This window comes from Curtobacterium sp. Curtsp57, from assembly GCF_047324335.1.
GTDB lineage: Bacteria > Actinomycetota > Actinomycetes > Actinomycetales > Microbacteriaceae > Curtobacterium.
The window spans coordinates 3,607,406-3,634,296 of sequence record NZ_CP168511.1; the positions used below are offsets into that span (position 1 = coordinate 3,607,406).

At 70.5% G+C, this 26,891-nt stretch carries 26 protein-coding genes; 18 read left to right on the plus strand and 8 right to left on the minus strand.

Annotated elements, in window-relative coordinates:
* The first annotated feature begins 25 nt into the window (after positions 1–25).
* The 3 genes from ACEN9V_RS17305 to ald all read left to right on the plus strand — a co-directional run bounded on the left by ACEN9V_RS17305 (position 26) and on the right by ald (position 3,625).
* Entirely contained in the window at positions 26–979 is a 954-nt protein-coding gene (locus tag ACEN9V_RS17305; RefSeq protein WP_413601351.1) for a helix-turn-helix domain-containing protein, read from the plus strand.
* Positions 980–1,013: 34 nt separating this feature from the next.
* Entirely contained in the window at positions 1,014–2,402 is a 1,389-nt protein-coding gene (locus ACEN9V_RS17310; RefSeq protein ID WP_413601352.1) for an FAD-binding oxidoreductase, read from the plus strand.
* A 122-nt stretch (positions 2,403–2,524) separates the two neighbouring features.
* Positions 2,525–3,625, plus strand: coding sequence for an alanine dehydrogenase (ald, locus tag ACEN9V_RS17315; RefSeq protein WP_413601353.1), 1,101 nt, complete (start codon positions 2,525–2,527; stop codon positions 3,623–3,625).
* Between the two features lie 161 nt (positions 3,626–3,786).
* Here ald and ACEN9V_RS17320 read toward each other — a convergent pair whose 3' ends face one another.
* Complete coding sequence (locus ACEN9V_RS17320; RefSeq protein ID WP_413601354.1) at positions 3,787–4,581, minus strand: TspO/MBR family protein; 795 nt, start codon at positions 4,579–4,581, stop codon at positions 3,787–3,789.
* A gap of 106 nt (positions 4,582–4,687) precedes the next feature.
* On the opposite strand from ACEN9V_RS17320, the gene ACEN9V_RS17325 reads away from it, so the two are divergent.
* The 5 genes from ACEN9V_RS17325 to ACEN9V_RS17345 all read left to right on the plus strand — a co-directional run bounded on the left by ACEN9V_RS17325 (position 4,688) and on the right by ACEN9V_RS17345 (position 11,461).
* Positions 4,688–5,671, plus strand: coding sequence for a magnesium and cobalt transport protein CorA (locus ACEN9V_RS17325; RefSeq protein ID WP_413601355.1), 984 nt, complete (start codon positions 4,688–4,690; stop codon positions 5,669–5,671).
* Positions 5,672–5,724: 53 nt separating this feature from the next.
* Positions 5,725–7,962, plus strand: coding sequence for an alpha-galactosidase (locus ACEN9V_RS17330; RefSeq protein ID WP_413601356.1), 2,238 nt, complete (start codon positions 5,725–5,727; stop codon positions 7,960–7,962).
* 161 nt (positions 7,963–8,123) lie between these two features.
* Complete coding sequence (locus tag ACEN9V_RS17335) at positions 8,124–9,095, plus strand: carbohydrate ABC transporter permease (protein ID WP_281265290.1); 972 nt, start codon at positions 8,124–8,126, stop codon at positions 9,093–9,095.
* A gap of 23 nt (positions 9,096–9,118) precedes the next feature.
* Positions 9,119–10,072 carry a carbohydrate ABC transporter permease gene (locus ACEN9V_RS17340; protein ID WP_281265289.1) on the plus strand — a complete coding sequence of 318 codons (954 nt, stop codon included), beginning with the start codon at positions 9,119–9,121 and terminating at the stop codon, positions 10,070–10,072.
* 9 nt (positions 10,073–10,081) lie between these two features.
* Entirely contained in the window at positions 10,082–11,461 is a 1,380-nt protein-coding gene (locus ACEN9V_RS17345) for an ABC transporter substrate-binding protein (protein ID WP_413601357.1), read from the plus strand.
* 91 nt (positions 11,462–11,552) lie between these two features.
* On the opposite strand, the gene ACEN9V_RS17350 is transcribed toward ACEN9V_RS17345, so the two are convergent.
* Positions 11,553–12,719 (minus strand): ROK family protein, encoded by a 1,167-nt coding sequence (locus tag ACEN9V_RS17350; RefSeq protein ID WP_413601358.1) that lies wholly within the window; start codon positions 12,717–12,719, stop codon positions 11,553–11,555.
* Between the two features lie 116 nt (positions 12,720–12,835).
* On the opposite strand from ACEN9V_RS17350, the gene ACEN9V_RS17355 reads away from it, so the two are divergent.
* Entirely contained in the window at positions 12,836–13,243 is a 408-nt protein-coding gene (locus tag ACEN9V_RS17355) for a zf-TFIIB domain-containing protein (RefSeq protein ID WP_413601359.1), read from the plus strand.
* A gap of 3 nt (positions 13,244–13,246) precedes the next feature.
* On the opposite strand, the gene ACEN9V_RS17360 is transcribed toward ACEN9V_RS17355, so the two are convergent.
* Positions 13,247–13,657, minus strand: coding sequence for an ASCH domain-containing protein (locus tag ACEN9V_RS17360; protein WP_413601360.1), 411 nt, complete (start codon positions 13,655–13,657; stop codon positions 13,247–13,249).
* Positions 13,658–13,712: 55 nt separating this feature from the next.
* Here ACEN9V_RS17360 and ACEN9V_RS17365 point away from each other — a divergent pair, with 55 nt between their 5' ends.
* From ACEN9V_RS17365 to sufU, 4 genes are all read left to right on the plus strand, one after another.
* Positions 13,713–14,996: a chloride channel protein gene (locus ACEN9V_RS17365; protein ID WP_413601361.1), complete on the plus strand. Its 1,284-nt coding sequence runs from the start codon at positions 13,713–13,715 to the stop codon at positions 14,994–14,996.
* A gap of 242 nt (positions 14,997–15,238) precedes the next feature.
* On the plus strand, positions 15,239–15,451 hold the full coding sequence (locus ACEN9V_RS17370; protein ID WP_413601362.1) for an antitoxin: 213 nt from the start codon (positions 15,239–15,241) through the stop codon (positions 15,449–15,451).
* A 96-nt stretch (positions 15,452–15,547) separates the two neighbouring features.
* Positions 15,548–16,882 carry an aminotransferase class V-fold PLP-dependent enzyme gene (locus ACEN9V_RS17375; protein ID WP_413601363.1) on the plus strand — a complete coding sequence of 445 codons (1,335 nt, stop codon included), beginning with the start codon at positions 15,548–15,550 and terminating at the stop codon, positions 16,880–16,882.
* Positions 16,879–17,328 (plus strand): Fe-S cluster assembly sulfur transfer protein SufU, encoded by a 450-nt coding sequence (gene sufU, locus ACEN9V_RS17380; protein WP_281265280.1) that lies wholly within the window; start codon positions 16,879–16,881, stop codon positions 17,326–17,328. Before ACEN9V_RS17375 ends, sufU begins: the two co-directional genes overlap by 4 nt.
* 70 nt (positions 17,329–17,398) lie before the next feature.
* Here the strand turns inward: sufU and ACEN9V_RS17385 are convergent, their stop codons facing one another.
* On the minus strand, positions 17,399–18,328 hold the full coding sequence (locus tag ACEN9V_RS17385) for an NADP-dependent oxidoreductase (RefSeq protein WP_413603081.1): 930 nt from the start codon (positions 18,326–18,328) through the stop codon (positions 17,399–17,401).
* A gap of 88 nt (positions 18,329–18,416) precedes the next feature.
* Between ACEN9V_RS17385 and ACEN9V_RS17390 the strand changes: the two genes are divergently transcribed.
* The 3 genes from ACEN9V_RS17390 (at position 18,417) to ACEN9V_RS17400 (ending at position 21,666) form a co-directional block, all read left to right on the plus strand.
* The gene (locus ACEN9V_RS17390; RefSeq protein ID WP_413601364.1) at positions 18,417–18,911 is read left to right on the plus strand and encodes a MarR family winged helix-turn-helix transcriptional regulator; all 495 of its coding nucleotides are present in this window, start codon (positions 18,417–18,419) and stop codon (positions 18,909–18,911) included.
* A 140-nt stretch (positions 18,912–19,051) separates the two neighbouring features.
* Entirely contained in the window at positions 19,052–20,818 is a 1,767-nt protein-coding gene (locus tag ACEN9V_RS17395) for a hypothetical protein (protein WP_413601365.1), read from the plus strand.
* Between the two features lie 14 nt (positions 20,819–20,832).
* Positions 20,833–21,666 (plus strand): family 16 glycosylhydrolase, encoded by an 834-nt coding sequence (locus tag ACEN9V_RS17400; RefSeq protein ID WP_413601366.1) that lies wholly within the window; start codon positions 20,833–20,835, stop codon positions 21,664–21,666.
* Between the two features lie 51 nt (positions 21,667–21,717).
* Here the strand turns inward: ACEN9V_RS17400 and ACEN9V_RS17405 are convergent, their stop codons facing one another.
* From ACEN9V_RS17405 to ACEN9V_RS17420, 4 genes are all read right to left on the minus strand, one after another.
* On the minus strand, positions 21,718–22,188 hold the full coding sequence (locus ACEN9V_RS17405) for a BLUF domain-containing protein (protein WP_413601367.1): 471 nt from the start codon (positions 22,186–22,188) through the stop codon (positions 21,718–21,720).
* A 93-nt stretch (positions 22,189–22,281) separates the two neighbouring features.
* Positions 22,282–24,300 (minus strand): glycogen debranching protein GlgX, encoded by a 2,019-nt coding sequence (gene glgX / locus ACEN9V_RS17410; RefSeq protein WP_413601368.1) that lies wholly within the window; start codon positions 24,298–24,300, stop codon positions 22,282–22,284.
* A gap of 157 nt (positions 24,301–24,457) precedes the next feature.
* Positions 24,458–24,742: a hypothetical protein gene (locus ACEN9V_RS17415; protein ID WP_413601369.1), complete on the minus strand. Its 285-nt coding sequence runs from the start codon at positions 24,740–24,742 to the stop codon at positions 24,458–24,460.
* 9 nt (positions 24,743–24,751) lie between these two features.
* The gene (locus ACEN9V_RS17420; protein ID WP_413601370.1) at positions 24,752–25,165 is read right to left on the minus strand and encodes a MarR family winged helix-turn-helix transcriptional regulator; all 414 of its coding nucleotides are present in this window, start codon (positions 25,163–25,165) and stop codon (positions 24,752–24,754) included.
* 53 nt (positions 25,166–25,218) lie between these two features.
* Between ACEN9V_RS17420 and ACEN9V_RS17425 the strand changes: the two genes are divergently transcribed.
* Positions 25,219–25,962, plus strand: a complete 744-nt coding sequence (locus tag ACEN9V_RS17425) for an alpha/beta fold hydrolase (protein ID WP_413601371.1) — start codon at positions 25,219–25,221, stop codon at positions 25,960–25,962.
* Positions 25,963–26,004: 42 nt separating this feature from the next.
* Positions 26,005–26,823 carry an alpha/beta hydrolase gene (locus tag ACEN9V_RS17430; RefSeq protein ID WP_413601372.1) on the plus strand — a complete coding sequence of 273 codons (819 nt, stop codon included), beginning with the start codon at positions 26,005–26,007 and terminating at the stop codon, positions 26,821–26,823.
* The last annotated feature ends 68 nt before the right edge of the window (positions 26,824–26,891 follow it).

The window sequence follows — 26,891 nt, forward strand, 5'->3', positions numbered from 1 at the left end:
GGTGGTCGTGCGTATCCTCTCCGCCATGGATGATCGTCAGGGTTCTCGGTGGTTCCGGCGGCTCGCCGGCACCGACGTCGATGATGCGATCGCGTTCTTCTCGGTCGACTACGACCTCCGCACGCCGACGGTCCGTCGCACGTCGCCGAAGACCAATTGGGACTTCGCCGGCGTGGGGGACGATCGGATGTCGCTGCGGACGGCGCGCTTCGGCGTCGACCTGCGGAGCGAGAGCTTCGTCGCGGACGAGTTCATCGTCGCGTGGGTCCGCGGTGGCACGAGCACGATGACGGCCGGCGGCGAGAGCCTCGACCTCGAACCAGGGGTCCCAGTGGTCCTGCCCGTGGAGACCGCGTACGAACTCCACCAGCGGGACATTGCACTGAGCATGGTGCACCTCGACCGGGCCTTCGTGACCGGACTGACCGGCGACCCCGCGTTCGCGTTCGAGCCGCTCCGCGCGCCGACCGCAGAGGGCATGCGGCTGTGGCGGTCGATCGTGCAACAGCACTCGTCCACCTGGCTCGACATGGAGCAGGATCTCGACGAGGTCGCCCGGCGGGACATCGCCGAGGCGTTCTCGGTCGCGGCGCTGCGGGCGTTCCCCCAGCGCGCGAGCTGGCGGGCGACGGTCGCCGGCAACGGTCCGGAGCACGAGCGACTCCGCCGTGCGCTCGAGTACGTCCACGCGCACGCCCACGAGCCCATCGGCACCTCGGAGATCGCCGACGCAGCCGGGCTCAGCCCGCGTGGGCTGCAGCAGTCCCTGCGCCGCCACCTCGACCAGACCCCGGGGGAGCTCCTCCGGGAAGTCCGACTCGAAGGCGCGCACAACGACCTGCGTCGCGCCGACCGCGACGAGCTCTCGGTCGCCGAGGTCGCCAGGTCGTGGGGCTTCGGCCACCTCGGCCGGTTCTCCGCCGCGTACCGGGCTCGCTTCGGGGAACTCCCGAGCGAGTCGCTCCGCAGTCGCGGCTGACGGCGCCGCGGCTCGACTCGGTAGCGTTGCCCGCATGGACACCGTCGTCTCCAGACTCCGTTCCGCCCTCGACGACCCGGACGGGCTGATCGTGCGGGACGACGCCGACGCACTGGACGCCACGAGGACCGACAAGTCCGGCTGGGTCGCGACCGGACGCCCGGCGGCGCTCGTCGAGGCACGCACCGTCGCCCACGTGCAGGCGACGCTCCGCACGTGCAACGAGCTCGGGGTGGGCGTCGTCCCTCGAGGCGCAGGCACCGGGCTCGCCGGTGGGGCGAACGGCACGGACGGGTCGGTGGTGCTGAGCACCGCGCTGATGGACCGCATCGTCGAGGTCTCGGCCGACGACGAGCTCGCCGTGGTGGAGCCGGGCGTGCTGAACGGTGCCCTGAACGCCGCGGTGCTGCCGCTCGGACTCCGGTTCGCTCCGGACCCGGCCAGTGCGGCGATCTCGAGCATCGGCGGGAACATCGCCACGAACGCCGGGGGTCTCCGATGCGTGAAGTACGGCGTGACGCGTGAAGCCGTGCTCGGGCTCGACGTCGTGCTCGCGGACGGGCGCCTGGTCTCCACCGGCCACCGCACCGTGAAGGGCGTCACCGGCCTCGACCTCACCGCGCTCATGGTCGGCTCCGAGGGCACCCTCGGGGTGATCGTCGGGGCGACCGTCGGGCTCGTCCCGGTGCCGTCGGGGGAGCCCGCGACGCTCGGCGCGGTCTTCCCGGACGTCCGAGCAGCGGCCGCAGCAGCAGCCGACGTCGTGCACGGGCCGGAACGGCCGTCGACCGTCGAACTGCTCGATGCCGCAGCGCTCGCCGGGATCGCGGCCTACCTGGGACCGGACGTGATCGCCGAGTCCGTGGGAGCGGTTCCCGCCGGCGGGGCGTTCCTGCTCGTCGAGTTCGACGGCGTGGGCGGGGCGGAAGCGGCGCGCGGAGCCGAGCCGGTCCTCCAGGCCGCCGGCGGAACCGTCCGCCGGGCGGTCGACGGCGACGAACGCGAGCGCCTGCTGACCATCCGCCGGTCGTTCCACCCGGCCATGGAGGCGCGCGGCCAGGTGCTCATCGAGGACGTCGCGGTCCCGCGCAGCCGACTCGCCGACATGTTCGACCGGGTGGCGGCGATCGGCCACGAGCACGGCGTCGCGATCCCGACCGTCGCCCACGCCGGGGACGGCAACCTGCACCCGAACTTCGTGTTCGACGGGGACGAGGTCCCGCAGCACGTCTGGGACGCGGCAGACGCGCTGTTCCGAGCGGCGATCGAACTCGACGGCACGCTGACCGGTGAACACGGGGTCGGCGTCCTGAAGCGACGGTGGATCGGGGACGAGCTCGGCGACGACCTGGTGGCGCTGCAGCGGGGGATCCGGCGGGTGTTCGATCCGAACGGGATCCTGAACCCGGGCAAGGTGCTCTGACACCGAATTCCGTGACACGGATTCGGCCCTGACCTTTCGGATGTTCGGCTGTAACACGACGGACACGCGCGAGTGGCTGGATGGTGGGCGACCGAGCCACGTCGCCCACGAAGGAGTCCGCCATGCTGATCGGCGTCCCCACCGAGATCAAGAACAACGAGTTCCGTGTCGCCGCCACCCCGGCCGGCGTCGCCGAACTCACGATGCACGGGCACGAGGTCCTCGTGCAGGCCGGAGCCGGAACCGGGTCGTCGTTCCCGGACGACGAGTACGCCGCCGCCGGTGCGACGATCGTCCCCACCGCCGACGACGTGTGGGCGCGGGCCGAGCTGGTGCTGAAGGTCAAGGAGCCCGTCGCGTCCGAGTACCCGTCGATCCGACCCGGGCAGGTGCTCTTCACCTACCTGCACCTCGCCGCTGACCGGCCGCTCACCGATGCCCTCGTGGCTTCCGGTGCGACGGCCATCGCGTACGAGACCGTGCAGCTGCCCGACCGGTCGCTGCCGCTGCTGTCCCCGATGTCGGAGATCGCCGGACGTCTGTCCGCCCAGGTCGGCGCGAACCACCTGATGGCGGCGAACGGCGGCCGTGGTCTGCTCCTCGGTGGCGTCCCCGGCACGCCGAAGGGCCGCGTCGTGGTGATCGGCGGCGGCGTCGCCGGTGAGCACGCGGCGACGATCGCCCTCGGGATGGGTGCGGACGTCACCGTGTTCGACATCAGCCTGCCGCGACTCCGTGTGCTCGACGCGCGGTTCGACGGACGCATCACGACGCTCCGCTCGTCGACCCACGCGATCGCGACGGCGCTGCAGGACGCGGACCTCGTCATCGGGTCGGTGCTCATCCCCGGGGCCTCGGCGCCGAAGCTCGTGACCGACGCCATGGTCGCCGACATGCGCCCGGGATCGGTGCTCGTGGACATCGCGATCGACCAGGGCGGCTGCTTCGAGGGCTCGCACCCGACGACGCACGACGACCCGACGTTCCGCGTGCACGACGCGGTCTACTACTGCGTGGCGAACATGCCGGGTGCCGTCCCGCGCACGTCGACGATCGCGCTGACGAACGCGACGCTGCCTTACGCCCTGGCGATCGCGAACCAGGGCTGGGAAGCGGCGCTCGAGTCCGACGCTGCCCTGGCGAAGGGCCTGAACGTGCACGCCGGCCGCGTCACGAACGAGGCCGTGGCCGCTGCCCACGGCCTGGTCGCGTCCGCGGCCTGACGCGGCTGCGGGGCGCCGCGCGTCGGGCGTCGGGCGCCCTCCGCCCCTTCCGCGAAAGCGACAGTTCCCCGCCGAACTCCGGCGGGGAACTGTCGCTTTCGCGGTAGGGAGCGGGCGGCCTGGCGGCACGATGTCGCCAGCGGCACGACGGACGGCGCGGGCTACGCGGCGCGCGCGGACCGGGCGGCGGACCAGCCCGCGCGGGTCCGCACGGCGAGGGTGACCACCACGGCGACGACGACGGCGACGAGCGCAGCGACCGCCGTGGGCACCGACACCAGCGGGCCGTCGAGTCGTGCGACCGCGACCCACGCCAGACCCCACCCCAGGGAGACCGTCGGAGCGAGGCGCCCGCGGCCGCTCACGGCCAGCAAGACCCCGACCGCCCCGGCGACGAGTGCCACGACGACCCCCCAGACGTCCTGCGACAGCCCGAAGCCGCGGAAGCCGGCGGCCGTCAGCACCGCTGCCGTGTTCGCCGCCGTCGCGACGCACACCCAGCCGAGGTAGAGCCCGAACGTGCCGTCGGTGACGATCGCCTCCACCGTGCCGGACGGCCGCGTGCGTCGCAGGATCACGAACGTCCACGCGAGCACCGCGAGCAGGGCGACGATGATCGGCTCGCTCAGCCACAGCAGCCCGAACTGCACGGACAGGATCCAGGCGGCGTTGAGCAGCAGGGACAGCGTCGCGGGCACGGCGAGGCGGTCGTGCCGGGCCTCGTCGCCACGGCGGGGCAGGAACTGCCAGACCGCGAAGGCGATGAGCCCCACGTAGATGACGCTCCAGATGCCGAACGCGGGCCCGGCCGGCGCGATGGCCGTCGACGAGGCCGACAACGCCCCGCCGGCGGCGTCCTGGATCGGCGTGCCACCTGCCGCGCCCGACCCGATGAACGAGCCGACAACGGCGACGACGGCGCTCGCCGCGATCACGATCTTCCGGAACCACCGCATGACTCATCCCTTCGTCAGCATGCTGATGACCTGCACGGTAGGCGGTCGCCACGCCACGGTGCGCAGGCGCCGTTCAGCGGATGGGGGACGTGCGTAGGTTGGGCACGTGACCGTCGAGCTCAACACCGCCTACATCGACCGCATCGCACCGATCGCGAGTCCGACGCTCGACGACTCCTTCCGCATGATGGAGGACCAGGACGCCAGCGCCTGCATCGTCCTGTACCAACCAGACGCCGAGGAGCTCGGGGACGTCGCGGTGGCGCTCGGTCTGCACGAGCTCGCGGTGGAGGACTCCGCCGAGGGGCACCAGCGGCCGAAGCTCGAGCGGTACGGCTCGACCCTGTTCGCGGTGCTGAAGCCAGCGCTGTACAACGACCAGTTGGAGGAGGTCGAGTTCGGCGAGGTGCACGCGTTCGTCGGCGAGCAGTTCTTCCTGGCCGTCGTGAAGGCCGACCCGCGTGGCCGGAACGTCGTGCCGCGGGCGCTGCAGCGGATGAGCGGCAAGCCCGGACTCGTGACGGCGGGACCGCAGGCGCAGCTCTGGGCGCTGATGGACTCGATCGTGGACGACTACATCCCGGTGATCGACGGGCTCGAGGAGGACATCAACCAGATCGAGGACCAGCTCTTCGCCGGTGTCCCCGGGGTCTCCCGACGCATCTACGAGCTCTTCGGCGAGGTGGTCGACTTCCAGCGGGCAGCGCGTCCGCTGGTCCACATGATCGAGAACATCCACCGCGGCGCCGAGAAGTACCACCTGCCGGTCGAGATGCAGCGACGCTTCCGCGACGTCCTCGACCACGCCATCCGCACCATCGAGCGCATCGACACCTTCCGGCAGCTCCTGCAGAACGCGCTGACGGTCGACGCGACCCTGGCGGCGCAGAAGCAGAACGACGACACGAAGAAGATCTCCGGCTGGGCGGCCATCCTCTTCGCGCCGACCCTCATCGCGGCCATCTACGGCATGAACTTCACCCACATGCCCGAGCTCTCGTGGACGTGGGGGTACCCGCTGTCGATCATCGCGATGGTGGCCTTCGCCGCGATCCTCTTCGTCGTCTTCAAGGTGAAGCGCTGGTTCTGACGAGTCCCTCTGACATACTTGCAGGACAAAAGTAACGCAGACCTGGAGCTTCGATGACGCACTCCCTCGTCCACCTGTCCACCGCCGGGGTCTCCCTCGTGCTCGACTGCACCGAGGGGCGCCTGCCGTCGGTGGTGCACTGGGGTGCGGCCCTCGGGGAACAGTCCACCGCTGACCTCCAGGCACTCGTGCTGGCCGGGCGGGAGCCGGTCGTGTCGAACGCCGTCGACGAGCCGATCCGACTGGCGATCCTGCCGGAACCGCACGCCGGGTGGTCGGGCAAGCCCGGCATCAGCGGTCACCGGGACGGCCACGACTGGTCGCCGAAGTTCACGACGACGAGCATCGACGTGATCGGCGAAGCCCACGAGACCGCGCCGAGCGCGGCGCACGAGAGCGCGCCGAGCGCGGCGCACGAAAGCGCACCCAGCACGGACGACGAGCCCGCGCGCATCGACGCCGGCCCGGCCCTGGTCGTCGTCGAGGCCGCTGACGGGCACGCCGGCCTCGCCGTCCGCCTCGAGATCGAGCTCCTCGCAACCGGACTGATCCGCACCCGCGCAGCAGTCACGAACACCGGCGACGCGACCGACGACGAACGCCCGTACACCGTGGACGACGTCACGGTCGCCCTGCCGATCCCGACCAGGGCCCGCGAGATCCTGGACTTCGCCGGCCGCTGGGGCAAGGAGCGCACCCCGCAGCGCAGCGAACTCGTCGTCGGCATCCACGAGCGCGAGGGGCGCAAGGGCCGTACCGGCGCCGACGCCGCGACGGTCCTGAGCGTCGGCGTCCCCGGGTTCGGCTTCGCCCGCGGCGAGGTCTGGGGTGTCCACACCGCGTGGAGCGGCAACCACCGCCACCACGCCGAGCGCCTGTTCAACGGCAAGCAGGTCATCGGCGGCGGCGAGCTGCTGCTGCCGGGCGAGGTCCGCCTCGGCGCAGGCGAGACGTACCAGGGTCCGTGGGTCTACGGCGCCTACGCGGACGGCCTCGACGCCCAGGCCCGCCGGTTCCACGACCACCTGCGGAGCCGCCCGCAGCACCCGACGAGCCCTCGCCCGATGACGATCAACGTGTGGGAGGCGGTCTACTTCGACCACGACCTCGCGCGACTCAAGGACCTCGCGGACCGCTCCGCCCGGCTCGGCGTCGAGCGATTCGTCCTCGACGACGGCTGGTTCCGGCACCGCCGCGACGACTTCGCGGGCCTCGGGGACTGGTTCGTCGACGACGACGTGTGGCCCGACGGTCTGACCCCGCTCGTCGACCACGTGCGGGCCGCCGGCATGCAGTTCGGCCTGTGGTTCGAGCCCGAGATGATCAACGAGGACAGCGACCTCGCCCGTGCACACCCGGAGTGGATCATGCAGGCCGACGGTCGCCTGCCGATCCGGTCCCGGCACCAGCAGGTCCTGAACCTCGCGATCCCCGAGGCGTACGAGTACGTGCTCGACCGGATGACGGCGATCATCGACGAGTACCGGGTCGACTACGTCAAGTGGGACCACAACCGCGACCTGGTGGAGGCGGGGCACCGTGACGGCGGCGCGGCCGTGCACGAGCAGACCCTCGCCGCGTACCGGCTGATGGCCGCGCTCAAGGACCGGTTCCCCGGGTTCGAGATCGAGTCGTGCTCGTCCGGCGGGGCCCGCGTGGACCTGGGGGTCATCGAGCACACCGACCGCGTCTGGGTCTCGGACTGCATCGACCCGCTCGAGCGCCAGCAGATGAACCGCTGGACGATGCAGCTCCTGCCGCCGGAGCTGCTCGGCTCGCACATCGCCAGTGGCGTGAACCACACGACGGGGCGCTGGCACGACCTGTCGTTCCGCGCGGGGACGGCGCTCTTCGGGCACCTCGGCATCGAGTGGGACCTGTCGAAGGCGACCGAGGCCGAGGAACGCGACCTCGCCGAGTGGATCGCCCTCTACAAGGACACCCGCGCGCTCCTGCACGGCGGCGATCTGGTGCGCGTCGACCAGGTCGACGACTCCCTGAACGTCTACGGCACGGTCGCACCCGACCGGAAGCAGGCGATGTTCTTCCTGGCGTCGCTCACGGCACCCGAGGTCAGCCTCCGCGGACGCATCACCTTCCGCGACCTCGACCCGGACACCCGCTACCGCGTCGACCCGGTGCTCATCGGCAGCGGCGCCGACGGCGTCCGCGCACCCGTCTGGTGGGAGGGGGAGCGCGTCTTCACCGGACGGGTCCTCGAGACGGTGGGGCTGGAAGCCCCGTCCACCTCCGCGGAGCGGGTCGTCCCGTTCCGGCTCACCGCGCTCTGATCGCGCGTTCCTGACGGACGGGAGGCTCGTGGTGACGTCACCACGAGCCTCCCGTCGGTCATGTGTGCACAAAGCCCTTGACAACCGCTTTCTTTTGCAGCGACACTAAACCCGATCCGGGACTGCCACCCGGACGGAACCGCGTTGACGAAGGAGTCACGATGGCCACCGAAACACCCCTGACGGCGCCAGCCGTCCGGCGGGGCCGGCCCGCCCGAGCCGCGGAGGCGGCCGGATCCAGGACCGCAGCACCGCGCCGACGTCGCCCCAGGAACGACCTCTGGCTCGCCCTCGTCTTCATCGCCCCCGCGGCGATCGGGTTCGCCGTGTTCCTGCTCTGGCCGACCATCCGCGGGATCTACCTGAGCTTCACCTCGTACAACCTGCTCACCCCGCCGGTGTTCACCGGTTTGCAGAACTACGAGCGGCTCGTGCAGGACTCGATCTTCTGGCACTCGATGGCCGTCACGGTCGAGTACGTGCTGCTGAACATCGGGTTCCAGACGGTCCTGGCGCTCTTCATCGCCGTGATGATGCACCGCCTGACCAAGTCCACGTTCGTCCGCGGCATCGTGCTCGCGCCCTACCTGGTGTCGAACGTCGTCGCGGCGCTCATCTGGCTCTGGATCCTCGACACGCAGCTCGGCATCGGCAACGAGGTCCTGTCCGCACTCGGCGTCGGCCGCATCCCGTTCCTGCAGAGCGACTTCTGGGGCATCCCGACGATCGCGTTCATCAACGTCTGGCGGAACGTCGGCTACACGGCGCTCCTGATCTTCGCGGGCCTCCAGGCGCTGCCGGAGCAGGTCTACGAGGCCGGCCGCATCGACGGGGCGAGCGAGTGGAAGATGTTCTGGCGCATCACCGTGCCGCTCCTCCGGCCGATCCTGTCGCTCGTGCTCATCATCACGATCATCGGGTCGTTCCAGGTGTTCGACACCGTCGCGGTGACGACCCAGGGCGGCCCGGCGAACGCCACGAACGTCGTGCAGAACTACATCTACAACCTGGCCTTCGGCCGGTTCCAGTTCGGGTACGCGTCCGCAGTCTCGGTGGCCCTCCTCGTCGTCCTCAGCATCATCACCTTCATCCAGTACCGACTCTCGCGCTCCGGCGAGAGCGACCTGGACTGACCCGGATCAGGAGAGCGTCGACGATGACCAGCACCCTGCCCCCGGTGGTCGAGCCCACGACCACCCGCGCCGTCACCACGCGTGGCGCGAAGCCCCAGCGACCGAAGCCGTCCGTCGGCCGCGTGTTCGCCTGGATCGCGATGATCGCCGTGATCGTCGTGACCCTGTTCCCCTTCTACTGGATCCTCCGGACGGCGTTGTCGTCGAACGGTGCGATCTCCGCCGACCCCACCTCGCTGCTGCCGACCGGGTTCAGCCTCGGCGGGTTCGAGCGGGTGTTCGGCCTGCAGTCCACGAAGGAGGCGCTCGCACAGGGCGGCTCCGGCGCGGCGATCAACTTCTGGCAGTACCTGCTCAACTCGGTGATCACCGCGACGATGATCACCGTCGGCCAGGTGTTCTTCTCCGCCGGCGCCGCCTACGCCTTCGCCCGGCTGCGCTGGCCCGGGCGCGACAAGGTGTTCGCGGTGTTCCTCGCCGGGCTCATGGTCCCGACGATCTTCACGCTGCTGCCGAACTTCGCCCTGATCAAGTCGCTCGGCCTCGTCGACACCCTGCTCGGGATCTCGCTGCCGTCGATGCTGATGACCCCGTTCGCGGTGTTCTTCCTGCGCCAGTTCTTCCTCGGTATCTCCCGCGAGGTCGAGGAGGCGGCGCTCATCGACGGCGCCGGCAAGGTCCGGGTGTTCTTCCGGCTCATCCTGCCGATGGCCGCCGCACCGATCGCGACGCTCGCCGTCCTGACGTACATCACCGCGTGGAACGACTACTTCTGGCCGCTCATGGTGTCGTACACCGACAGCTCGCGGGTGCTCACGGTGGCGCTCGGCGTCTTCAAGTCCCAGTCGCCGCAGTCCGGCACCGACTGGGCAGGACTCATGGCCGCGACCCTCGTCGCGGCGCTCCCGATGATCGTGCTGTTCGGCCTCTTCGCCAAGCGCATCGTCAACTCCATCGGCTTCTCCGGCATCAAGTAGGTCCAGCTCATGACGAACCCCATCACCCGCCGCGCGCTCTTCGCCGGCGGAGCATCAGCCCTCGCCCTCGGTGCGCTCGCCGCGTGCTCGTCGCCCGGCCGCTCGTCGGGCCGAGCGACCGGCGGCGCCACCGGCACCGTGTCCTACTGGCTGTGGGACTCGAACCAGCTGCCCGCCTACCAGGCCGTCGCGAAGGCATTCGAGCAGCAGAACCCCGGCATCACGATCAAGATCACCCAGCTCGGCTGGAACGACTACTGGACGAAGCTCACCGCCGGGTTCATCGCCGGCACCGCTCCGGACGTGTTCACCGACCACCTGACGAAGTTCCCGCAGTACTCCGACCTCGACGTGCTCTACGAGCTCGACGAACTCGAGGCCACCGCCTCCATCGAGGACGCCGACTACCAGTCCGGCCTCGCCCAGCTCTGGAAGGGGCAGGACGGTCACCGCTACGGGTCCCCGAAGGACTGGGACACCATCGCGATGTTCTACGACAAGAAGGCGATGGCGAGGGCCGGGGTCACCCCAGAGCAGCTGGCGTCGCTCGAGTGGAACCCCGACGACGGCGGCTCCTTCGAGAAGATGGTCGCCCACCTGACCGTCGACGGGAAGGGCAGGCGCGGCGACGAGTCCGGCTTCGACAAGAACGACGTCGCGGTCTACGGCATCAGCGCGAACGGCAGCGGCGGCGACGGGTTCGGGCAGACCCAGTGGTCGCCGTTCACCGGATCGACCGACTGGTTCTACACGAACAAGAACCCGTGGGGGAACCGGTTCTGGTACGACGACGCCGGGTTCCAGAAGACGATGTCCTGGTACTACGGCCTCGCCGAGAAGGGCTACATGCCGAAGTACGGCGTCTTCTCGACGACCACCGGACCGGACGTGCAGCTCGGCGCGAAGAAGGTCGCGCTGTCGTTCAACGGCTCGTGGATGATCGGCACCTACGCCAACCTGCCGGGGCTCGACATCGGCATCGCGCCGACGCCGGTCGGACCGGTCGGGCACCGCGCGTCGATGTTCAACGGGCTCGGCGACTCGATCACGAAGCAGGCGAAGAACCCGGAGGCAGCGGCGAAGTGGGTCGCGTTCCTCGGTGGTTCCACGGCGCAGCAGATCGTCGGTCGTGCCGGCATCGTGTTCCCGGCCCGCCCGGAGGGCACCGACGCCGCCGTCGCCGCGTTCGAGAAGCGCGGGCTCGACGTGTCGGCGTTCACCCGGCAGGTGGAGGACAAGACCACCTTCCTGTTCCCCGTCACGCGGAACCCGGCAGACGTGCAGGCGCTCGTGCAGCCGGCGTTCGACGACATCTACGCGAACGGCAAGCCGGTCAGCACGCTGACCGCGGTGAACGACCAGGTGAACACGCTCCTGCAGCTCACCTGACGCGCCCATCGCGTTCCGTACCGGACGGGAGGCTCGGTGCCAGCTGGCACCGGGCCTCCCGTCCGCGCGCCCCGCGGCGGCGCCGTCCGGGTCAGGCGCCCAGGGCGTGCATCTGGATGGCCACCGCGGCTGCGCCGCGGGCCCACTCGTTGAACCGGAACGGCTGCGCGATCACCGTCGGGGTCGGCGTGGACCAGTGTCGAGCGGCCTCGACCGAGCGGTCGAGCGCTGCCCGGCCGACCTCGGCGACCCCCACGAGTTCGCCGGAGAGCAGGACGACCTCGGGATCGACGACGTTCACGACGTCCGCGACGAGGAGCCCGAGGGCCTCGGCAGCCGTGTCGACGACGGCGCGCGCAGCGTGGTCGCCGCCCCGAGCCGCGTCGAGGAGTTCGGCCGCGGACACCGGACGGCCGAGTGCCTCGGTGCCCGCGAGGGAGATCGCCCGCGCGCTGAGCACGGCGCGGGCGCACCCGCGGTGGCCGAACTCGCATCGGAGGTCGGACGTGCTCACCGCACCGCCGAGCCGCTGGTGCCCGATGCTGCCGGCGGTCGAGTGCGCGCCGGAGAGCACCGTGCCGGCGACGACCAGGCCGAGCCCGATGCCGGCGCCGATCGTCAGGAGCGCGAAGGAGCGGTGGTCGCGGCCCTCGCCGAACCAGTGCTCGGCGTGTGTGAGTGCCCGCACGTCGTTCTCGACCGAGCACGGCAGCCCGGTCGCCGCGCCGAGCAGCGAGGCGAGCGGGACGTCCTCCCAGCCGAGGAACGGCGCGCGACGGACCTCGCGCCGGTCGATCGTCGCGCCGCCGAGCGCGACACAGACCCCGCGGACGCGGTCGTCCGCAGCCGTAATCGCGGCGACGACCTCCGCGATCCGGGCGACCACGGCGGGTACGTCCGTGTCCGTCAGTGGCTCCTCGCGCTCCGTCAGCACCCGGCCGCGGTGGTCGGTGGAGACGGCGAACAGGCTGTCCCCGGTGAGCTTCACGCCGACGAAGTGGTGTGCGTCCGCGTCGATGTCGAGCGGGATCGACGGGCGACCGGTCGTGGTCTGCTGCACCCCGTCACGTTCGACGAGGATCCCGGCCTCGAGCAGCGGCCTCGTGATACGCGACAGGCTCGGGCCGGACAGGCCGAGGCGTTCGGCGAGCTCGGTGCGCGGGCGGGGGCCGGCCCGGAGCACCTCGAGGACGACGGACTGCGCACTGCCGACGAGCGGCTCCCAGCCGTGCTCCGCTGTGCCTCGGGTCTCGGTCACGTCGTCAGCCTAGGGCGCGGGCGACGGGTGTCGGACGGCGGACACTCCGGTGATCCACAGGGGTCCTCCAGGGGCTTGGCACTGATGGCACACACGGGGCCGACAGGATCGGACGCATGCACTGTCCCAATGACCAGTCCACCCTCGTGATGTCGGAGCGATCCGGCATCGAGATCGACTACTGCCCGGAGTGCCGCGGCGTCTGGCTCGACCGCGGCGAGCTCGACAAGATCATCGACCGGGCCGCGCCTGGTTCGTCGGCAGCTCCTGGTCCGCAGGCGGTCCCCGGTGCGCCCGCTGCCCCCGCGTACGGTTCCGTCCCCGGGTACGCGCCCGGGATGGCGGTGCCGCGGAACGGGTACGCGTCGCCGGGTTCGCCCGGGTCGCCCGGGTCGTGGGACAAGGGCCGCCGAGGTGGCTACGGCCAGTACGGGCAGCCCGGGTACGGGCAGCAGCCGGGATACGGGCAGCAGCAGTACGGCAAGAAGCGCCGCGGGAACTGGCTCAGCGAGCTCTTCGACTGAGCGTCAGGGCTCGTAGTGGAGCCAGATCAGCACGATCGGCTCGTCGTCGGGGACGACCACGCCCTCGGTTCGCAGCCAGAAGCGGCGGTGCTGTGCCCGCCAGTCGTCGATGTCGGTGAAGCCCTCGCCCTCGGCGTCCGCGAACGCCCACGGCACCTCGGTGAACGGCACGATCTCGACCGCCGTGATGACGACCGTCCCCATCGGGCGGTCGTCGTCGTCGAGCAGGACCAAGCGCTCGCCGACGTGTTCGAGCTCCTCGCCCTCGTCGTCGTACTCGGAGAGCCGTCCGGCAGTGGCCGTCTTGGTGCCGTCGGCGACCAGCGATGTCAACCGCTGGCGGAGCGGCCCAGGGTCGCCGAGCTCGAGACCGCGGAGTTCGCCGAGGCCGGGGACGTCGATGCGGGGGAACACCAGGTCACCGTAGCGTGGCCGAGGACAGGTCCGGGTGGCCGATAGGGTTTCCGACATGTCGCACACCGCCCACACGACACCCGCGTGGGTGATGAAACTCGTCGTCGTCACCGGGCTCGTCGGCGTCGCGGGCGGGATCGCCGGGATCGCGGTGTGGCTCGCCCTGCAGCTCATCCAGTTCGTCGCGTTCGGGTACCCGTTCGGCGGCCACCTCGAGGCCGCGGACGCTCCGTCGGGCCTGAACCGCTTCCTGGCGCTCGTCGCTGCTGGTGTGCTGACGGGCGTCGCCTGGTGGGCGATCCGCCGTTGGGGCCGACCCGTCGTGTCCGTCCCCGCCGCCGTCGGTGGCAAGCGGATGCCGTCCCTCGCCACGGTCGGCAACGCCGGCATCCAGATCCTCGCGGTCGGACTGGGTGCCTCCATCGGCAAGGAGGTCGCACCGCGCGAGATCGGCGCGTGGCTGTCCCAGCTCATCACCGCCAGGGCCGGCCTGACGAAGCGGGAGACCAAGATCCTCGTCGCCTGCGGCGCCGCGGCTGGTCTCGCCGCCGTCTACGACGTCCCGCTTGGCGGAGCGCTCTTCGCGGTGGAGGTCCTGCTCGGCGAGCTGACGTTCGCCACCGCGCTGCCGGCGTTCGCGACGAGTGCCATCGCGGCATTCGTCGCCCGGCTCGCCATCCCGGACGAGGTGCTCTACCACGTGCCCACGACGCACCTCACGCCGTCGCTGCTCGTGTGGGCCGTGATCGTCGGACCGGTGCTGGGCTTCGCCGGCGTCGGGTTCGTGAAGCTCACGAACCGACTGCAGGGCCTCGCTCCGAAGGGCTGGCACCTCCTCGTGATGCTGCCGCTCGTCTTCGCCATGGTCGGTCTCATCGCCATCCCGTTCCCCGAGATCCTCGGCAACGGCCGCGCGCTCGGGATCGACGCGATGAACACCTCGATGAACAGCGCCACGATGCTCGGGATGGCCCCGATCGTCGGCCTCCTCGTCCTCGGCATCATCCGCACGATCACCACCTCGGCGACGATCGGTGCCGGTGCCGTCGGCGGCACGCTGACCCCGTCCATCGCGATCGGCTCCGCGTTCGGTGGCTTCCTCGGCGGCGCGTGGATGCTGATGTGGCCGGCGGACGGCCCGAACCTGGTGTCGTTCGCGTTCATCGGTGCGGCCGCGTTCCTCGCGACGACCATGCGGGCGCCGTTCACCGCGCTCGTGCTCGTCGTCGAGTTCACCCAGCAGGGGACCGACATCCTCATCCCCTCGTTGCTCGCCGTGTCGGGTTCGGTCGCCGTCGGGTACGTGCTCGCCCGCCGCCGCAGCGCCCAGATGACCTGACCGGTACGTCCGCGCCCGCTTGTCTCCGCCCGCTTGTCTCCGCCCGCTTGTCTCCGCCCGCTTGTCTCCGCGAAAGCGACAGGCTGCTGCCGAGTCCCGCCGGGAAACTGTCGCCTTGCCGGAAGAGACCGCATGCCGGCGCTGCAGACTGTCGCTCTGCCGGACGGCTCCCGCAGCATCGGCATACCATCGGCGGCAACACGCGGGGCGCACGGCTCCGCGCCGAACGTCAGGAGCAGACGATGGCCGGGTTCGACGACATCACGAAGAAGGCGCAGGACTTCCTCAAGGACAACAAGGTCCAGGACGCCCTGAAGAGCGAGCAGGCCGAAGGGATCAGCGACAAGATCCTCGACGGTGTCGCCGACGCCGTGAAGAAGGCCACCGGCGGCAAGTACGACGACAAGATCGACGGCGCGCGCGACACCGCCGACAAGCACGTCGGCAACGAGTAGCGCGAGCCACGGTCGGACGGCCCTGCGGCGAACGGGCCTGGGCCGTCCGGCTGGACTCCTGGTGGAACAACGAGGACGATGGAGCGGTTGTCCCCGATGACAGCAGGAGGATCAAGCGCAGTGACGATCGTGGCACCGAACCAGCCGCTCACCGACGACCAGGTCGAGCGGATCAAGACCGACTTCCCGATCCTGCAGCAGCAGGTGAACGGGCGGCCGCTGGCGTACCTCGACTCCGGCGCCACCGCGGAACGGCCACGACAGGTGCTCGACGCCGAGCGGCGGTTCCTCGAACACGACAACGCCGCCGTGCATCGCGGGGCGCACACCCTCGCCGCGCTGAGCACCGACGCGTACGAGGACGCGCGCGCGACCGTCGCCAGGTTCGTGGGCGCCGCGAGCCCGAATGAGATCGTCTGGACGTCGAACGCCACCGACGCGCTCAACCTCGTCGCGTACGGCATCGCGAACGCCAGCCGCGGACGCGGGGGAGCGGACGCCGAGCGCTTCCGGATCGGTCCCGGCGACGAGATCCTCGTGACCGAGGCCGAGCACCACGCGAACCTCGTCCCGTGGCAGGAGACCGCCCTCGCGACCGGAGCGACCCTGCGCTGGGTGCCCGTCGACGACCAGGGGTGCTGGACCGCTGCCGACGCGCTCGCGCTGATCACCGAGCACACGAAGGTCGTCGCGTTCGCGCACGTGTCGAACGTCACCGGCATGATCGCCCCCGTCGCCGAGGTCGTCGAGGCGGCACACGCCCACGGCGCGCTCGTCGTCCTGGACGCCTGCCAGTCCGCGCCGCACCGTCCCCTCGACGTGCAGGCGCTCGACGTCGACTTCGCAGCATTCTCCGGCCACAAGATGCTCGGCCCGAACGGCATCGGCGTGCTCTGGGGACGCGGTGAGCTGCTGGACGCGCTCCCGCCGTTCCGCACCGGTGGCTCGATGATCACGACGGTGACGATGGAACACACCGACTTCATGCCGGCGCCCGAGCGGTTCGAGGCCGGGACCCAGCCAGTGTCGCAGGCCGTCGCACTCGCCGAGGCCGTCCGCTACCTGCAGGCGATCGGCATGGAGCAGGTCCGCGCCCACGAGGAGCACCTCGCCCAGCGCATGCTCGACGGCCTCGCCGCCGTCCCCGGGATCTCGGTCGTCGGCCCCGCTGCCGGTGTGCCGCGCTCCGGGCTCGTGTCGTTCGACGTCGAGGGGGTGCACGCGCACGACGTCGCGCAGTACCTCGACGCGCAGGGCATCGCCGTCCGTTCGGGGCACCACTGCGCGCAGCCCCTGCACCGTCGACTCGGGCTCACCGCGACGAGCCGCGCGAGCACCTACGTCTACACGACCGACGAGGACGTGGACCGCTTCGTCCAGGCCGTCAGCGAGATCCGTGGGTACTTCGGAGCAGCGGGGGTGGACGCGTGAACACCCTCGACTCCCTGTACCAGCAGGTCATCCTCGACCACGCGAAGGCCCGGCACGGCGACGGCGAACTGCCGGACGCCGACGCGTCGCACTTCGAGCGGAACCCGACGTGCGGCGACGAGATCACCGTCAGCGTGCGGCTCGAACCGGGGTCCGACCGGATCGCCGGACTCGGATGGCAGGGCGACGGCTGCTCGATCTCGATGGCCTCGGCTTCGGTGCTCACGGACATGGCCGTCGGCCGGACCGTCCCGGAGTTCCTCGCGCTCACCGAGGAGTTCCGGACGATGATGCGCTCCCGTGGCGCCGGCGAGCCGGACGAGGACGTCCTCGAGGACCTGATCGCCTTCCACGGTGTCTCGAAGTTCGTCATGCGCGTGAAGTGCGGCATGCTCGCCTGGGTCGCGGCGGAAGCCGCCGCGCGCGAGGCGACCGCGGCCCGGTAGTCCACCAGACATCGGACTGGAGGCTCGTGGCGGGGCCGCCACGAGCCTCCGGTCCGCATCATCGGTCGCGTCACGGCAGGACGATCACCTTGCCGGCGATCCGGCCGGCCGCGCCCTCGGCGTGGAGCGCCGGCAGCTCGGCGAGCGCGATGCGCCGTGTGACCTCGACGGTCAGCGCACCCTGGTCGACGAGGGCCACGAGTTCGGCCAGCCGCTCCCGGTTCGGTTGGACGAAGACGGTCGCGGCGCGCACGCCACGGGACTCGTCACCCGGCGTGGCGATGAACGCGGTCGTGCTGACCACGATGCCACCGTTGCGGACCGCTGCGACGTCAGCCGCGAACTGCTCCGGATCGAGGGGCGCGAGGTTCAGCAGGACGTCCACCTGCCCGTCGAGTGCGCCGAGGACGTCGGCCTCGGTGTGGTCGACGACCTGATCGGCTCCTGCTGCCCGGACGTCGTCGGCGCTGCGCGGGCTCGCGGTCGCGATGACGTGGACGTCGGCGCGCTTCGCGAGCTGGATCGCGTACTTGCCGACCACGCCGCCGGCGCCGACGATCAGCAGTCGCTGCCCGGCGGTGAGCTGGCCGTCGTCGAAGAGCGCCTGCCACGCGGTGAGTGCCACGGACGGCAGCGCGGCTGCGTCGGCCAGGGGGATGCTCGTCGGTGCTGGCACCCATGACTCCGCCGGAGCGACGACGTACTCCGCTGCTCCGCCGTCGGCCTCCATCGGGAGGAACCCGATGACCGCGTCGCCGACGGCCAGTCCGGTCACTCCGTCACCGAGTGCGTCGACGGTCCCGGAGACGTCGTACCCGGGGATGTGCGGGAGCTGGATCGGGATGGGGAGGAACCCGGCCCGCATGCCGTTGTCGGCTGCGTTGTACGCGGATGCCGCGACCCGCACGCGCACCTGCCCGGCGGCGGGAGTGGGCTGCTCGACCTCGCCGTACCGGAGGACCTCGGGTCCGCCGACCTCGGAGAACTGGACTGCCTGCATGATCGTGCCTTTCGTCATGTGCTTCGAATTCGAAGTTGTTCGCACTGTAGCACTGCTTCGAATTCGAATCAACAGGTAGGATCGGAACATGACGGAATCGCCTGCCGCCCTCACGCCGACGCAACTCAGCGCCTACCTCGCCTTCACCGAGGTCGGAGCGCTGCTGCGGCCCGCGGTGGAACGGCAGCTGAAGGACGTCGGGCAGCTCAGCTACGTGCAGTTCCAGCTCCTCGCACGGCTCGGCGACGCGCCGGACGGGCACCTGCGCATGACGGACCTGGCGGACGGCGTCGTCTACAGCCGGAGCGGGTTGACGTACCAGGCGCAGTTGCTCGAGCAGCGCGGGCTCGTCACCCGCGGACCGTCCCCGGATGACGAGCGCAGCACCGTCGTGACGCTCACGGCGGCCGGCCGCGATGTCCTCGCCGCGGTCTTCCCGGGGCACATCGCCACGGTGCACGGGCTGCTCTTCGCACACCTCACCGACGATGACGCCGCCGAGCTCGACAGGATCCTCGGACGGGTCAGCGAGGAGCTCCGGGCGGCGCCGCCGCGGTCGGCGGTTCGACGCCGGGGGCGTTGACGCTCGGCGCGTCCCCCTCGTCCGGGGGACATGACTGGTCCTCGATTCGTCCGACTGTCTGAGCGGACGAACAGGTCTAGCTTCTGTTGCGTGCGGCAACGTCGCCGCACATCGACGAATCGAGCATCATGCAACGACGGATGAAGCAGCTCGTCGCGATCGCCCTGAGCGCCGGTGTCGTGGGGGCACTGGCTCCGGCGATCTCGGCTCAGGCGGTCACCACGAGCGACACCCCCGACTTCGGGAGCAGCGTCAAGGTCTACGACCCCTCGGTGCCGGCATCGACCATCCAGGCCGACGTCGACGCCGCCTTCAACGCCCAGCTCCGCGACCCGAGCGCGCAGTTCGGATCGCAGCGGTACGCGTTCCTCTTCAAGCCCGGCAGCTACGGGCGTGTCTGGGCGAACCTCGGGTTCTACACCTCGGTCGCCGGGCTCGGGAAGAACCCCGACGACGTCACCATCAACGGCGCGGTCAACGTCGACTCCGGGTGGAACGCCGGCGACGAGAAGAACGCGACGCAGAACTTCTGGCGATCGGTCGAGAACGTGAAGATCGCACCGGAGGGCGGCACCGACCGGTGGGCGGTGTCGCAGGCCGCGCCGATGCGTCGCGTCCACATCGCGGGCAACCTGACGATGGGGCCGTCGAACCAGGACGGCGGACAGGGGTACTCCTCCGGCGGGTACATCGCCGACTCGAAGGTCGACGGCACCGTCACGAGCGGGTCGCAGCAGCAGTGGTACACCCGGAACTCCACGATCGGGTCGTGGCAGGGCGGCAACTGGAACATGACGTTCTCGGGCGTGAACGGCGCCCCGGCGAACGACTTCTCGAAGAGCTACACGACCCTCGCGACGACGCCGACCACGCGCGAGAAGCCCTACCTGTACGTGGACTCCTCGAACAAGTACCACGTGTTCGTGCCGTCGCTCCGGCAGAACTCCTCGGGTGTGACCTGGCCGAACACCGCGGGCACCGACATCCCGATGCGGAACTTCTACGTCGCGCACCCCGGTGACTCCGCGGCGACGATCAACAGCGCGCTGTCCCAGGGGCTCAACCTGTTCTTCACGCCGGGCACCTACCAGCTCGACGCGCCGATCAGTGTGACGCGGGCGGACACCGTCGTGACGGGCATCGGGTTCCCGACGCTCGTGCCGACGAAGGGCAACGCCGTCCTGACCTCGACGGACGTCGCGGGAGTGAACGTCTCGAACCTCGTCGTCGACGCCGGCACGCAGAACAGTGCCCAGCTCGTCCGGCTGGGCACCTCCGGCTCGCACGTCGACCACGCCGGCGACCCGCAGAGCATCCAGGACGTGTTCTTCCGCGTCGGGTCGAGCATCCAGGGGAAGGCCTCGACCACGCTGCAGGTGAACGCCGACGACACCCTCGTCGACCACATCTGGGCGTGGCGGGCCGACCACGGCGGCGCGGCGACCGGTTGGACGGTGAACACCGGCGCGACCGGCGTCGAGGTCAACGGCGACGACGTCCTCGCCACCGGGCTCTTCGTCGAGCACTACCAGCAGTACGAAGTCCAGTGGAACGGCAACAACGGGAAGACCATCTTCTTCCAGAACGAGATGCCGTACGACGTGCCGGACAACTCGTCGTGGCAGAGCCCGACCGGAGCCGGGTACGCCGCGTACAAGGTGGCGTCGACCGTCACGAAGCACGAGATCTGGGGCGGCGGCGTCTACTGCTTCTTCAACACGAACCCGGCCGTGCACGCCGATCGTGCGTTCGAGGTCCCGCAGACGTCCGGCGTCCGTGCGCACGGACTGGTGACGGTCTCCCTCGGCGACACCGGCACCATCTCGAGCGTCATCAACGGCGTCGGGGGAGCGGTCCCGACATCGGCGGGCAACACGGCGCCCAACCGACTGGCGTCGTACAACTGAGGAGGTCCGAGGACATGACACGCAACAGGAAGCGCCGGACGGTCGCACTCGTGCTCGCCGGAACGGCCGCGGTCGCGCTCGGCGTCACACCCGCCGTCACCGCGAGCGGCCCGGCGAGCGCCGCGAACGGTGACGTCATCTGGTCGCAGGACTTCGACGGCGCTGCCGGGAGCGCACCGGACCGTTCCGTCTGGACGAACGAGACGGGAGGCGGTGGCTGGGGCAACAACGAGCTCGAGAACTACACGGACTCACGCGACAACTCGGCGCTCGACGGCCAGGGCAACCTCGTCATCACGGCGAAGCGCGAGGCCGACGGGTCCTACACGAGTGCTCGGCTGTCCACGCAGGGGAAGTACACACCCCGGTACGGCCGGATCGAGGCGCGCATCCAGATTCCGCGCGGCCAGGGCATCTGGCCGGCGTTCTGGATGCTCGGCTCGGACCTGCCCCAGGTCGGGTGGCCGAACTCCGGCGAGATCGACGTCATGGAGAACGTCGGCTACGAACCGGCGACCGTGCACGGCACGATCCACGGGCCCGGGTACTCCGGCGGGCAGGGGATCACGTCGAGCTACCAGCACCCGCAGGGGTGGTCGTTCGCGGACACCTTCCACACGTTCGCGGTCGACTGGAAGCCTGGATCGATCACCTGGTCCGTCGACGGAATCGACTACAAGACGGTGACGACGGCGGACACCGGCAGCAACCCGTGGGTGTTCGACAAGCCGTTCTTCATCGTGCTGAACCTGGCGGTCGGCGGGAACTGGCCGGGGTACCCGGACGGGTCCACGCAGTTCCCGCAGCAGATGAAGGTCGACTTCGTCCGCGTGATCGACAACTCGTGAGCGTGGGTCCGGCGGCGACCACCGGTCGCCGCCGGACCCGTTCCGCTGCCGTCAGGCGGCGTGTCGGCCCAGGGTGATCCGCTCCTCCGGCAGATCGAGCAGGTCACGACCGCGGAACCACCGGAGGAGCCAGTCGGCAGGGGAGCCGGCCAGGTCGGCCGGCAGCGGTGAGCGGTCCGCGAGGAAGGTGCTGAAGCCCGGTTCGTCCCGGACATCGGAGTCGGACGGTGCGGCGAACGCCATGGCCCAGCCGTCGAAGCGGCGCGCGGCGACGGGCTCACGCGAGAGGGTCTTGACCTCGCGGTGCCGAGGGTCGCCCTCGATCGCACGGAACCGGTCCTCGACACTCCACACCGGGCCCTCCAGGACCTGCAGGAACCGACCACCCTTCGCGAGCAGCAGACCGGAGACGCCGAGTGCATCGTTCCGCAGGCGTGCTTCCCGGAGCATCGCGACCAGGTCGGCATCGGTCATCTCGTCGGCGGCGACGGACATGTACACGAGTGAGGTCAGTGCAGTCATCACCACGAGTCTGTGTCCGGGAGCGCGCCGGTGCAACAATCGGCCGGATCGCGCGTTCGAGTGCGGACCCGGTGCCTCGACGCGGTGCGCCCGTCAGGTCAACGCCGTGAAGGACGCGTCCCGGACCAGGACGGACCCGGCCCCGTCGTCGACCTGCTGGTCGGGGTCGCTCGAGAGGCCGAGGGACCACGTCCCGCCGCCGGGCTTCTCCGGCAGCGTGAACTCGACGGTCGTTTCCGAGGCGTTCAACAGCACCGCCACCGCGTCCGCCCCGTGCTCGAGCACGAGCATGACGGCCCGGTTGCCGGGGTCAGCCCAGTCGGCGTCCTCGAAGCCGGCGTTGTCCGCACGCAGGACCGAGACGGTCGAATCGGAATCGCCGGGTGCCGTGCGGTACCACTCCGGGCGCAGCGCGGCGTGCTGCTTGCGGAACGCGATCGCCGAGCGGGTGAAGGCCAGCAGGTCACGGTCCGCCGCGGTCCAGTCGAACCACGAGATCTCGTCGTCGTGGCAGTACGCGTTGTTGTTGCCGCCCTGCGACCGGGCGATCTCGTCGCCGCCCAGGATCATCGGGACCCCGGCCGACAGCAGGAGCGTGCCGAGGAAGTTCCGACGCTGCCGGTCGCGGTAGTCGTTCACCGCGCCGTCGTCGGTCGGCCCCTCGATGCCGCCGTTGAACGAGGTGTTGTTGCTCTCCCCGTCCTCGTTGTCCTCGCCGTTGGCCTCGTTGTGCTTCTCGGCGTACATCGTCAGGTCGGCGAGCGTGAAGCCGTCGTGCGCGGTCACGAAGTCCACCGAGCACACCGGTGCCCGCCGCGAGCCCTCGTACACGTCCGGGCTGCCCAGGAAGCGCTGGACCGCGTCACCGAGGACGCCCTCGTCGCCGCGCCAGAACGCGCGCATGTCGTCGCGGTACTTGCCGTTCCACTCGGACCACTCGGCCGGGAACCCGCCGACCTGGTACCCGGCGGTGTCCCACGGCTCGGCGATCATCTTCACCCGGCGGAGCACCGGGTCCTGGTGGATGATGTCGAGGAACGCGGAGCGGCGGCTCGCCTCGTTGTCCTGGCGGGTCAGCGTCGTCGCGAGGTCGAAGCGGAAGCCGTCGACGTGCATCTCCTCGACCCAGTAGCGGAGCGAGTCCGCGATCAGTCCGAGCGCGGCGGGGTGTGCGACGTTGAGCGAGTTGCCGGTGCCGGTGGTGTCGAAGTAGCTCGAGCCGTCGTCCTCGACCAGGCGGTAGTACGACGGGTTGTCGATGCCCTTGAACGACAGCGTCGGGCCCATGTGGTTGCCCTCGGCGGTGTGGTTGTAGACGACGTCCATGATGACCTCGAGCCCCGCGGCGTGCATGGCCTTGACCATCTGCTTGAACTCCGCGACCTGCTGTCCGGCGGTACCCGAGGACGCGTACTCGTCGTGCGGCGCGAAGAAACCGATCGAGTTGTAGCCCCAGTAGTTGCGCAGCCCCTTGTCGGCGAGCGTCGAGTCCTGCACGAACTGCTGCGTCGGCAGGAGCTCGACGGCCGTCACGCCGAGGTCGACCAGGTGCTTGATCGCCGCCGGGTGCGCCATGCCGGCGTAGGTGCCGCGGATGTCCTCGGGGACGTCGGGGTGCTGCTGCGTGAACCCCTTCACGTGCACCTCGTACACCACTGTGTCGGACAGGTGCGTGTCGGGACGGGTGTCGTCGCCCCAGTCGAACGTGCGGTCGGCGACCACGGACTTCGGCATCGCGCTCGCCGAATCGGTCTCGTCGATCTGGTCCGGGTGTTCCATGTCGTGCCCGAACAGCGCCTGACCCCACTCGTAGGTGCCGTCGATCGCCGTGGCGTACGGGTCGAGCAGGAGCTTGGCAGGGTTGTGCCGCAGACCGTTCGCCGGGTCCCAGGGGCCGTGCACGCGGAAGCCGTAGCGGGTGCCGACGGTCACGTCCGGCACGATGTCGTGGAAGGTGTACCCGGTGCGGTGGGTGAGCTCGGTGCGGTGCTCGGTCCCGTCGTCGTCGAAGTGGCAGAACTCGACACGGTCTGCGGTGGTCGAGAACAGGGCGACGTTGGCGCCGCCGTCGACGAGCGTGACGCCGAGCGGTGAGCGCGAGGAACTGGTCATGGTGCAAGTTGTACCGGTACCCCGCTGTGCCCTGCGCGGATCCGCGTACCCCGAGGCGGTCACCCGGATCGATCCGTCAGACACCGGACAGGAGGCTCGTGGCGGACACGGCCACGAGCCTCCCGTCCGGTGGCGCGGAGCCCGTGCTCGGCTACCGTCAGGTCCGACGGCTCAGGAGAAGCGAGCGGAGGAAGGCGACCACCGATGCGATGAGGGAGAGGCCGGCGATGACCACGGCGACCCGCGCGATCGAGCGTGCAGCGATCGCCGTGTCCCACTGGCTCTTCGTGGCGACGTAGGCGAAGTCTCCGTGATGCAGCCACGGGAACGCCGGGGCCATCGGCCACGCGATGTGATCCGCGACGACGGCGACCAGCACCGCGACACCGGCTACGAGGAGGAGCACGAGTGCCGTGGCCTGGGGTCGGAGGCGCGCGAGCATGGGGAGACGCTACCGTTCCTGCTCGGTGAGTCGGCGGAGCAGTCGGAGGAGCGTCGCCCGCTCGTCGGTGTCGAGCGGTGCGAACAGCTCGTCGAGGACCCCGGCGGCACGATCTCGTCCGCCCTCGAGCGCTGCCCGACCTGCCTCGGTGAGCGAGTGCTCGATCCGGCGGCCACGGCCGGCGGTGCGGGCGATCAGCCCGCGTTCCTCCATCCGCGCCGCGAGGGTACCGAACGCCTGGTCGCTCTGGAACGTCTCCGTGGCGAGGTCGTGTCCCGATGCTCCCGGCAGCCTGTCGATCGCGCGCAGGGCGTCCCACTGCACGAGGCTCACGCCGAGATCCCGCAGTGCGGCGTCCATGGTGCGGTGGTTGCGGTACTGCGCCCGTTTGACCGCCTGCCCGAGCGCTTCCAGATCCGTCATCACGGTGCTACCGTATCAACATCCGTAGATAAACATGTTGAGATAGGTATCTGATGACCACTGGACAAACCGGGTCCATCGCGCTCGTGCTCCACGGCGGCGGCGGTCCGCAGACGGTCGTCCCGATCGTCGACCACCTCGCCGCGACCATGCAAGTCCTCGCGCCGACCCACCCCGGCTGGAACGGCACCGCGCTCCCGGACGACGTGACCTCCGTCGCCGACCTGGCCGGCGTGTACCTGGAGCAACTGGTCACCAGCGGCGCCCGCGGGGTCGTGGTGGTCGGCTCGTCGATCGGCGGGTGGCTCGCGCTCGAGATGGCGATCGCGGCGGCGGGCAGCGAACGGTACGCGGGGGTGATCGGCGCCATGGTGGACATCGACGGCGTCGGAGCCGTCGTCGACGGTGAGCCGATCGCGGACTTCTTCACGCTGGACGCCCGCGGGCTCGCCGAGGCGGCGTGGCACGACCCGGAGCGGGGCTACGTCGACCCCGCCGGTCTGACAGCGGAGCAGCGAGCCGTGCAGCAGTCGAACGGACGCACGATGGCGGTCCTCGCGGGCCGCGGGATGGGCGACCCGACCCTCCTGGACCGCGCTGCGACGATCACCGTGCCGACGCTCGTCGTCTTCGGCGAGAGCGACCGCATCGTCACGCCGTCGTACGGTCGCGCCGTCGCCCGCGCGATCCCCGGTGCGGAGTTCGCGGAGGTCCACGCAGCCGGCCACCTCCCGCACCTCGAAGCCCCGGATGCGACCTGGGCGGCCGTCGACCCCTTCGTGAAACGGGTGCGCTGACCCTGCTCGCTCCGACGACCGCTGTTCTGCCAAGGTGATCGCATGGCAGACCCCGTCGGCACGAACCCGGGTACGGACCGGCGCGCGGTTCCGATCCGCTGGTACGGCGCGGTGCCGGGCGTCGGAACGCCAGGCGGGCCGACGCTGCTCTGGCTGCACGGGGGCGGGTTCTTCCGGGGCGGCCTCGAGCAACCAGAGGCACACGACGTCGCGCGGTCCCTGGCCGCGCAGGGCGTGACCGTCGCCACCGTCGACTACCGTCTGGCGCCGGTGCCGGGTACCGGGTGGGCGACGTCGCGGCCGCGCTACCCGGTGGCCCTCGACGACGTGCTCGCCGCGTACCACGAGGTGCACGCCGCATCACCCGGCGGCGTGGTCCTCGGCGGAGCGAGCGCCGGCGCGTGCCTCGCGGCGGCCGCGACACTCCGCGCGACGGACGAGGGCGTGCCTCCGGTGGGAGCCGTCTTCGCGTACGGCTTCTTCCACGCCACACACCCCAGGAGCCGGGACACCCGACTGCGGTCTCGTCGGCACCGCCGGATCACCCACGCGCCGTGGGCGCTGGACGTGATGAACCGCAACTACGCGGGGTCGAGGGATGCGCTCGCCGATCGTCTCGCGTTCCCCGGCGGGCACGAGGTCGGAGCGTTCCCGCGGACGCTCGTCGTCAACGCCGAACACGACAACATGCGGGCGTCCGGTGACCTGTTCGCGGCGGAGCTCGCTGCCGCGGGGATCGACGTCGAGCACCACGTCCTCGCCGGGACGCGCCACGCGTTCCTGAACCGCCCGGGGCTCGAGGCCTTCGGCACGACGATCGCGTTGACCGCCGCCTGGTGTCAGCGGGGAACCGTCAGGTGAACCGGATCACCACGTCATCGTTCGTCACCTTGCGTGACGGTCAGACCTCCGGTCCGTAACGTCGCGAT

Excerpts from the sequence above, each read along its gene's own strand:
- ACEN9V_RS17405 (WP_413601367.1), bottom strand. The coding sequence starts at position 22,188 with ATGACTGCACTGACCTCACTCGTGTACATGTCCGTCGCCGCCGACGAG.
- ACEN9V_RS17395 (WP_413601365.1), top strand. The coding sequence starts at position 19,052 with ATGAAGCAGCTCGTCGCGATCGCCCTGAGCGCCGGTGTCGTGGGGGCA.
- ACEN9V_RS17345 (WP_413601357.1), top strand. The coding sequence starts at position 10,082 with ATGACGAACCCCATCACCCGCCGCGCGCTCTTCGCCGGCGGAGCATCA.
- ACEN9V_RS17385 (WP_413603081.1), bottom strand. The coding sequence starts at position 18,328 with ATGCAGGCAGTCCAGTTCTCCGAGGTCGGCGGACCCGAGGTCCTCCGG.
- ACEN9V_RS17420 (WP_413601370.1), bottom strand. The coding sequence starts at position 25,165 with ATGACGGATCTGGAAGCGCTCGGGCAGGCGGTCAAACGGGCGCAGTAC.
- ACEN9V_RS17330 (WP_413601356.1), top strand. The coding sequence starts at position 5,725 with ATGACGCACTCCCTCGTCCACCTGTCCACCGCCGGGGTCTCCCTCGTG.
- ACEN9V_RS17305 (WP_413601351.1), top strand. The coding sequence starts at position 26 with ATGGATGATCGTCAGGGTTCTCGGTGGTTCCGGCGGCTCGCCGGCACC.
- ACEN9V_RS17320 (WP_413601354.1), bottom strand. The coding sequence starts at position 4,581 with ATGCGGTGGTTCCGGAAGATCGTGATCGCGGCGAGCGCCGTCGTCGCC.
- ACEN9V_RS17335 (WP_281265290.1), top strand. The coding sequence starts at position 8,124 with ATGGCCACCGAAACACCCCTGACGGCGCCAGCCGTCCGGCGGGGCCGG.
- ACEN9V_RS17375 (WP_413601363.1), top strand. The coding sequence starts at position 15,548 with ATGACAGCAGGAGGATCAAGCGCAGTGACGATCGTGGCACCGAACCAG.
- ACEN9V_RS17425 (WP_413601371.1), top strand. The coding sequence starts at position 25,219 with ATGACCACTGGACAAACCGGGTCCATCGCGCTCGTGCTCCACGGCGGC.
- ACEN9V_RS17415 (WP_413601369.1), bottom strand. The coding sequence starts at position 24,742 with ATGCTCGCGCGCCTCCGACCCCAGGCCACGGCACTCGTGCTCCTCCTC.
- glgX (WP_413601368.1), bottom strand. The coding sequence starts at position 24,300 with ATGACCAGTTCCTCGCGCTCACCGCTCGGCGTCACGCTCGTCGACGGC.
- ACEN9V_RS17365 (WP_413601361.1), top strand. The coding sequence starts at position 13,713 with ATGTCGCACACCGCCCACACGACACCCGCGTGGGTGATGAAACTCGTC.
- ACEN9V_RS17355 (WP_413601359.1), top strand. The coding sequence starts at position 12,836 with ATGCACTGTCCCAATGACCAGTCCACCCTCGTGATGTCGGAGCGATCC.
- ACEN9V_RS17310 (WP_413601352.1), top strand. The coding sequence starts at position 1,014 with ATGGACACCGTCGTCTCCAGACTCCGTTCCGCCCTCGACGACCCGGAC.
- ald (WP_413601353.1), top strand. The coding sequence starts at position 2,525 with ATGCTGATCGGCGTCCCCACCGAGATCAAGAACAACGAGTTCCGTGTC.
- ACEN9V_RS17340 (WP_281265289.1), top strand. The coding sequence starts at position 9,119 with ATGACCAGCACCCTGCCCCCGGTGGTCGAGCCCACGACCACCCGCGCC.
- ACEN9V_RS17400 (WP_413601366.1), top strand. The coding sequence starts at position 20,833 with ATGACACGCAACAGGAAGCGCCGGACGGTCGCACTCGTGCTCGCCGGA.
- ACEN9V_RS17430 (WP_413601372.1), top strand. The coding sequence starts at position 26,005 with ATGGCAGACCCCGTCGGCACGAACCCGGGTACGGACCGGCGCGCGGTT.
- ACEN9V_RS17390 (WP_413601364.1), top strand. The coding sequence starts at position 18,417 with ATGACGGAATCGCCTGCCGCCCTCACGCCGACGCAACTCAGCGCCTAC.
- ACEN9V_RS17370 (WP_413601362.1), top strand. The coding sequence starts at position 15,239 with ATGGCCGGGTTCGACGACATCACGAAGAAGGCGCAGGACTTCCTCAAG.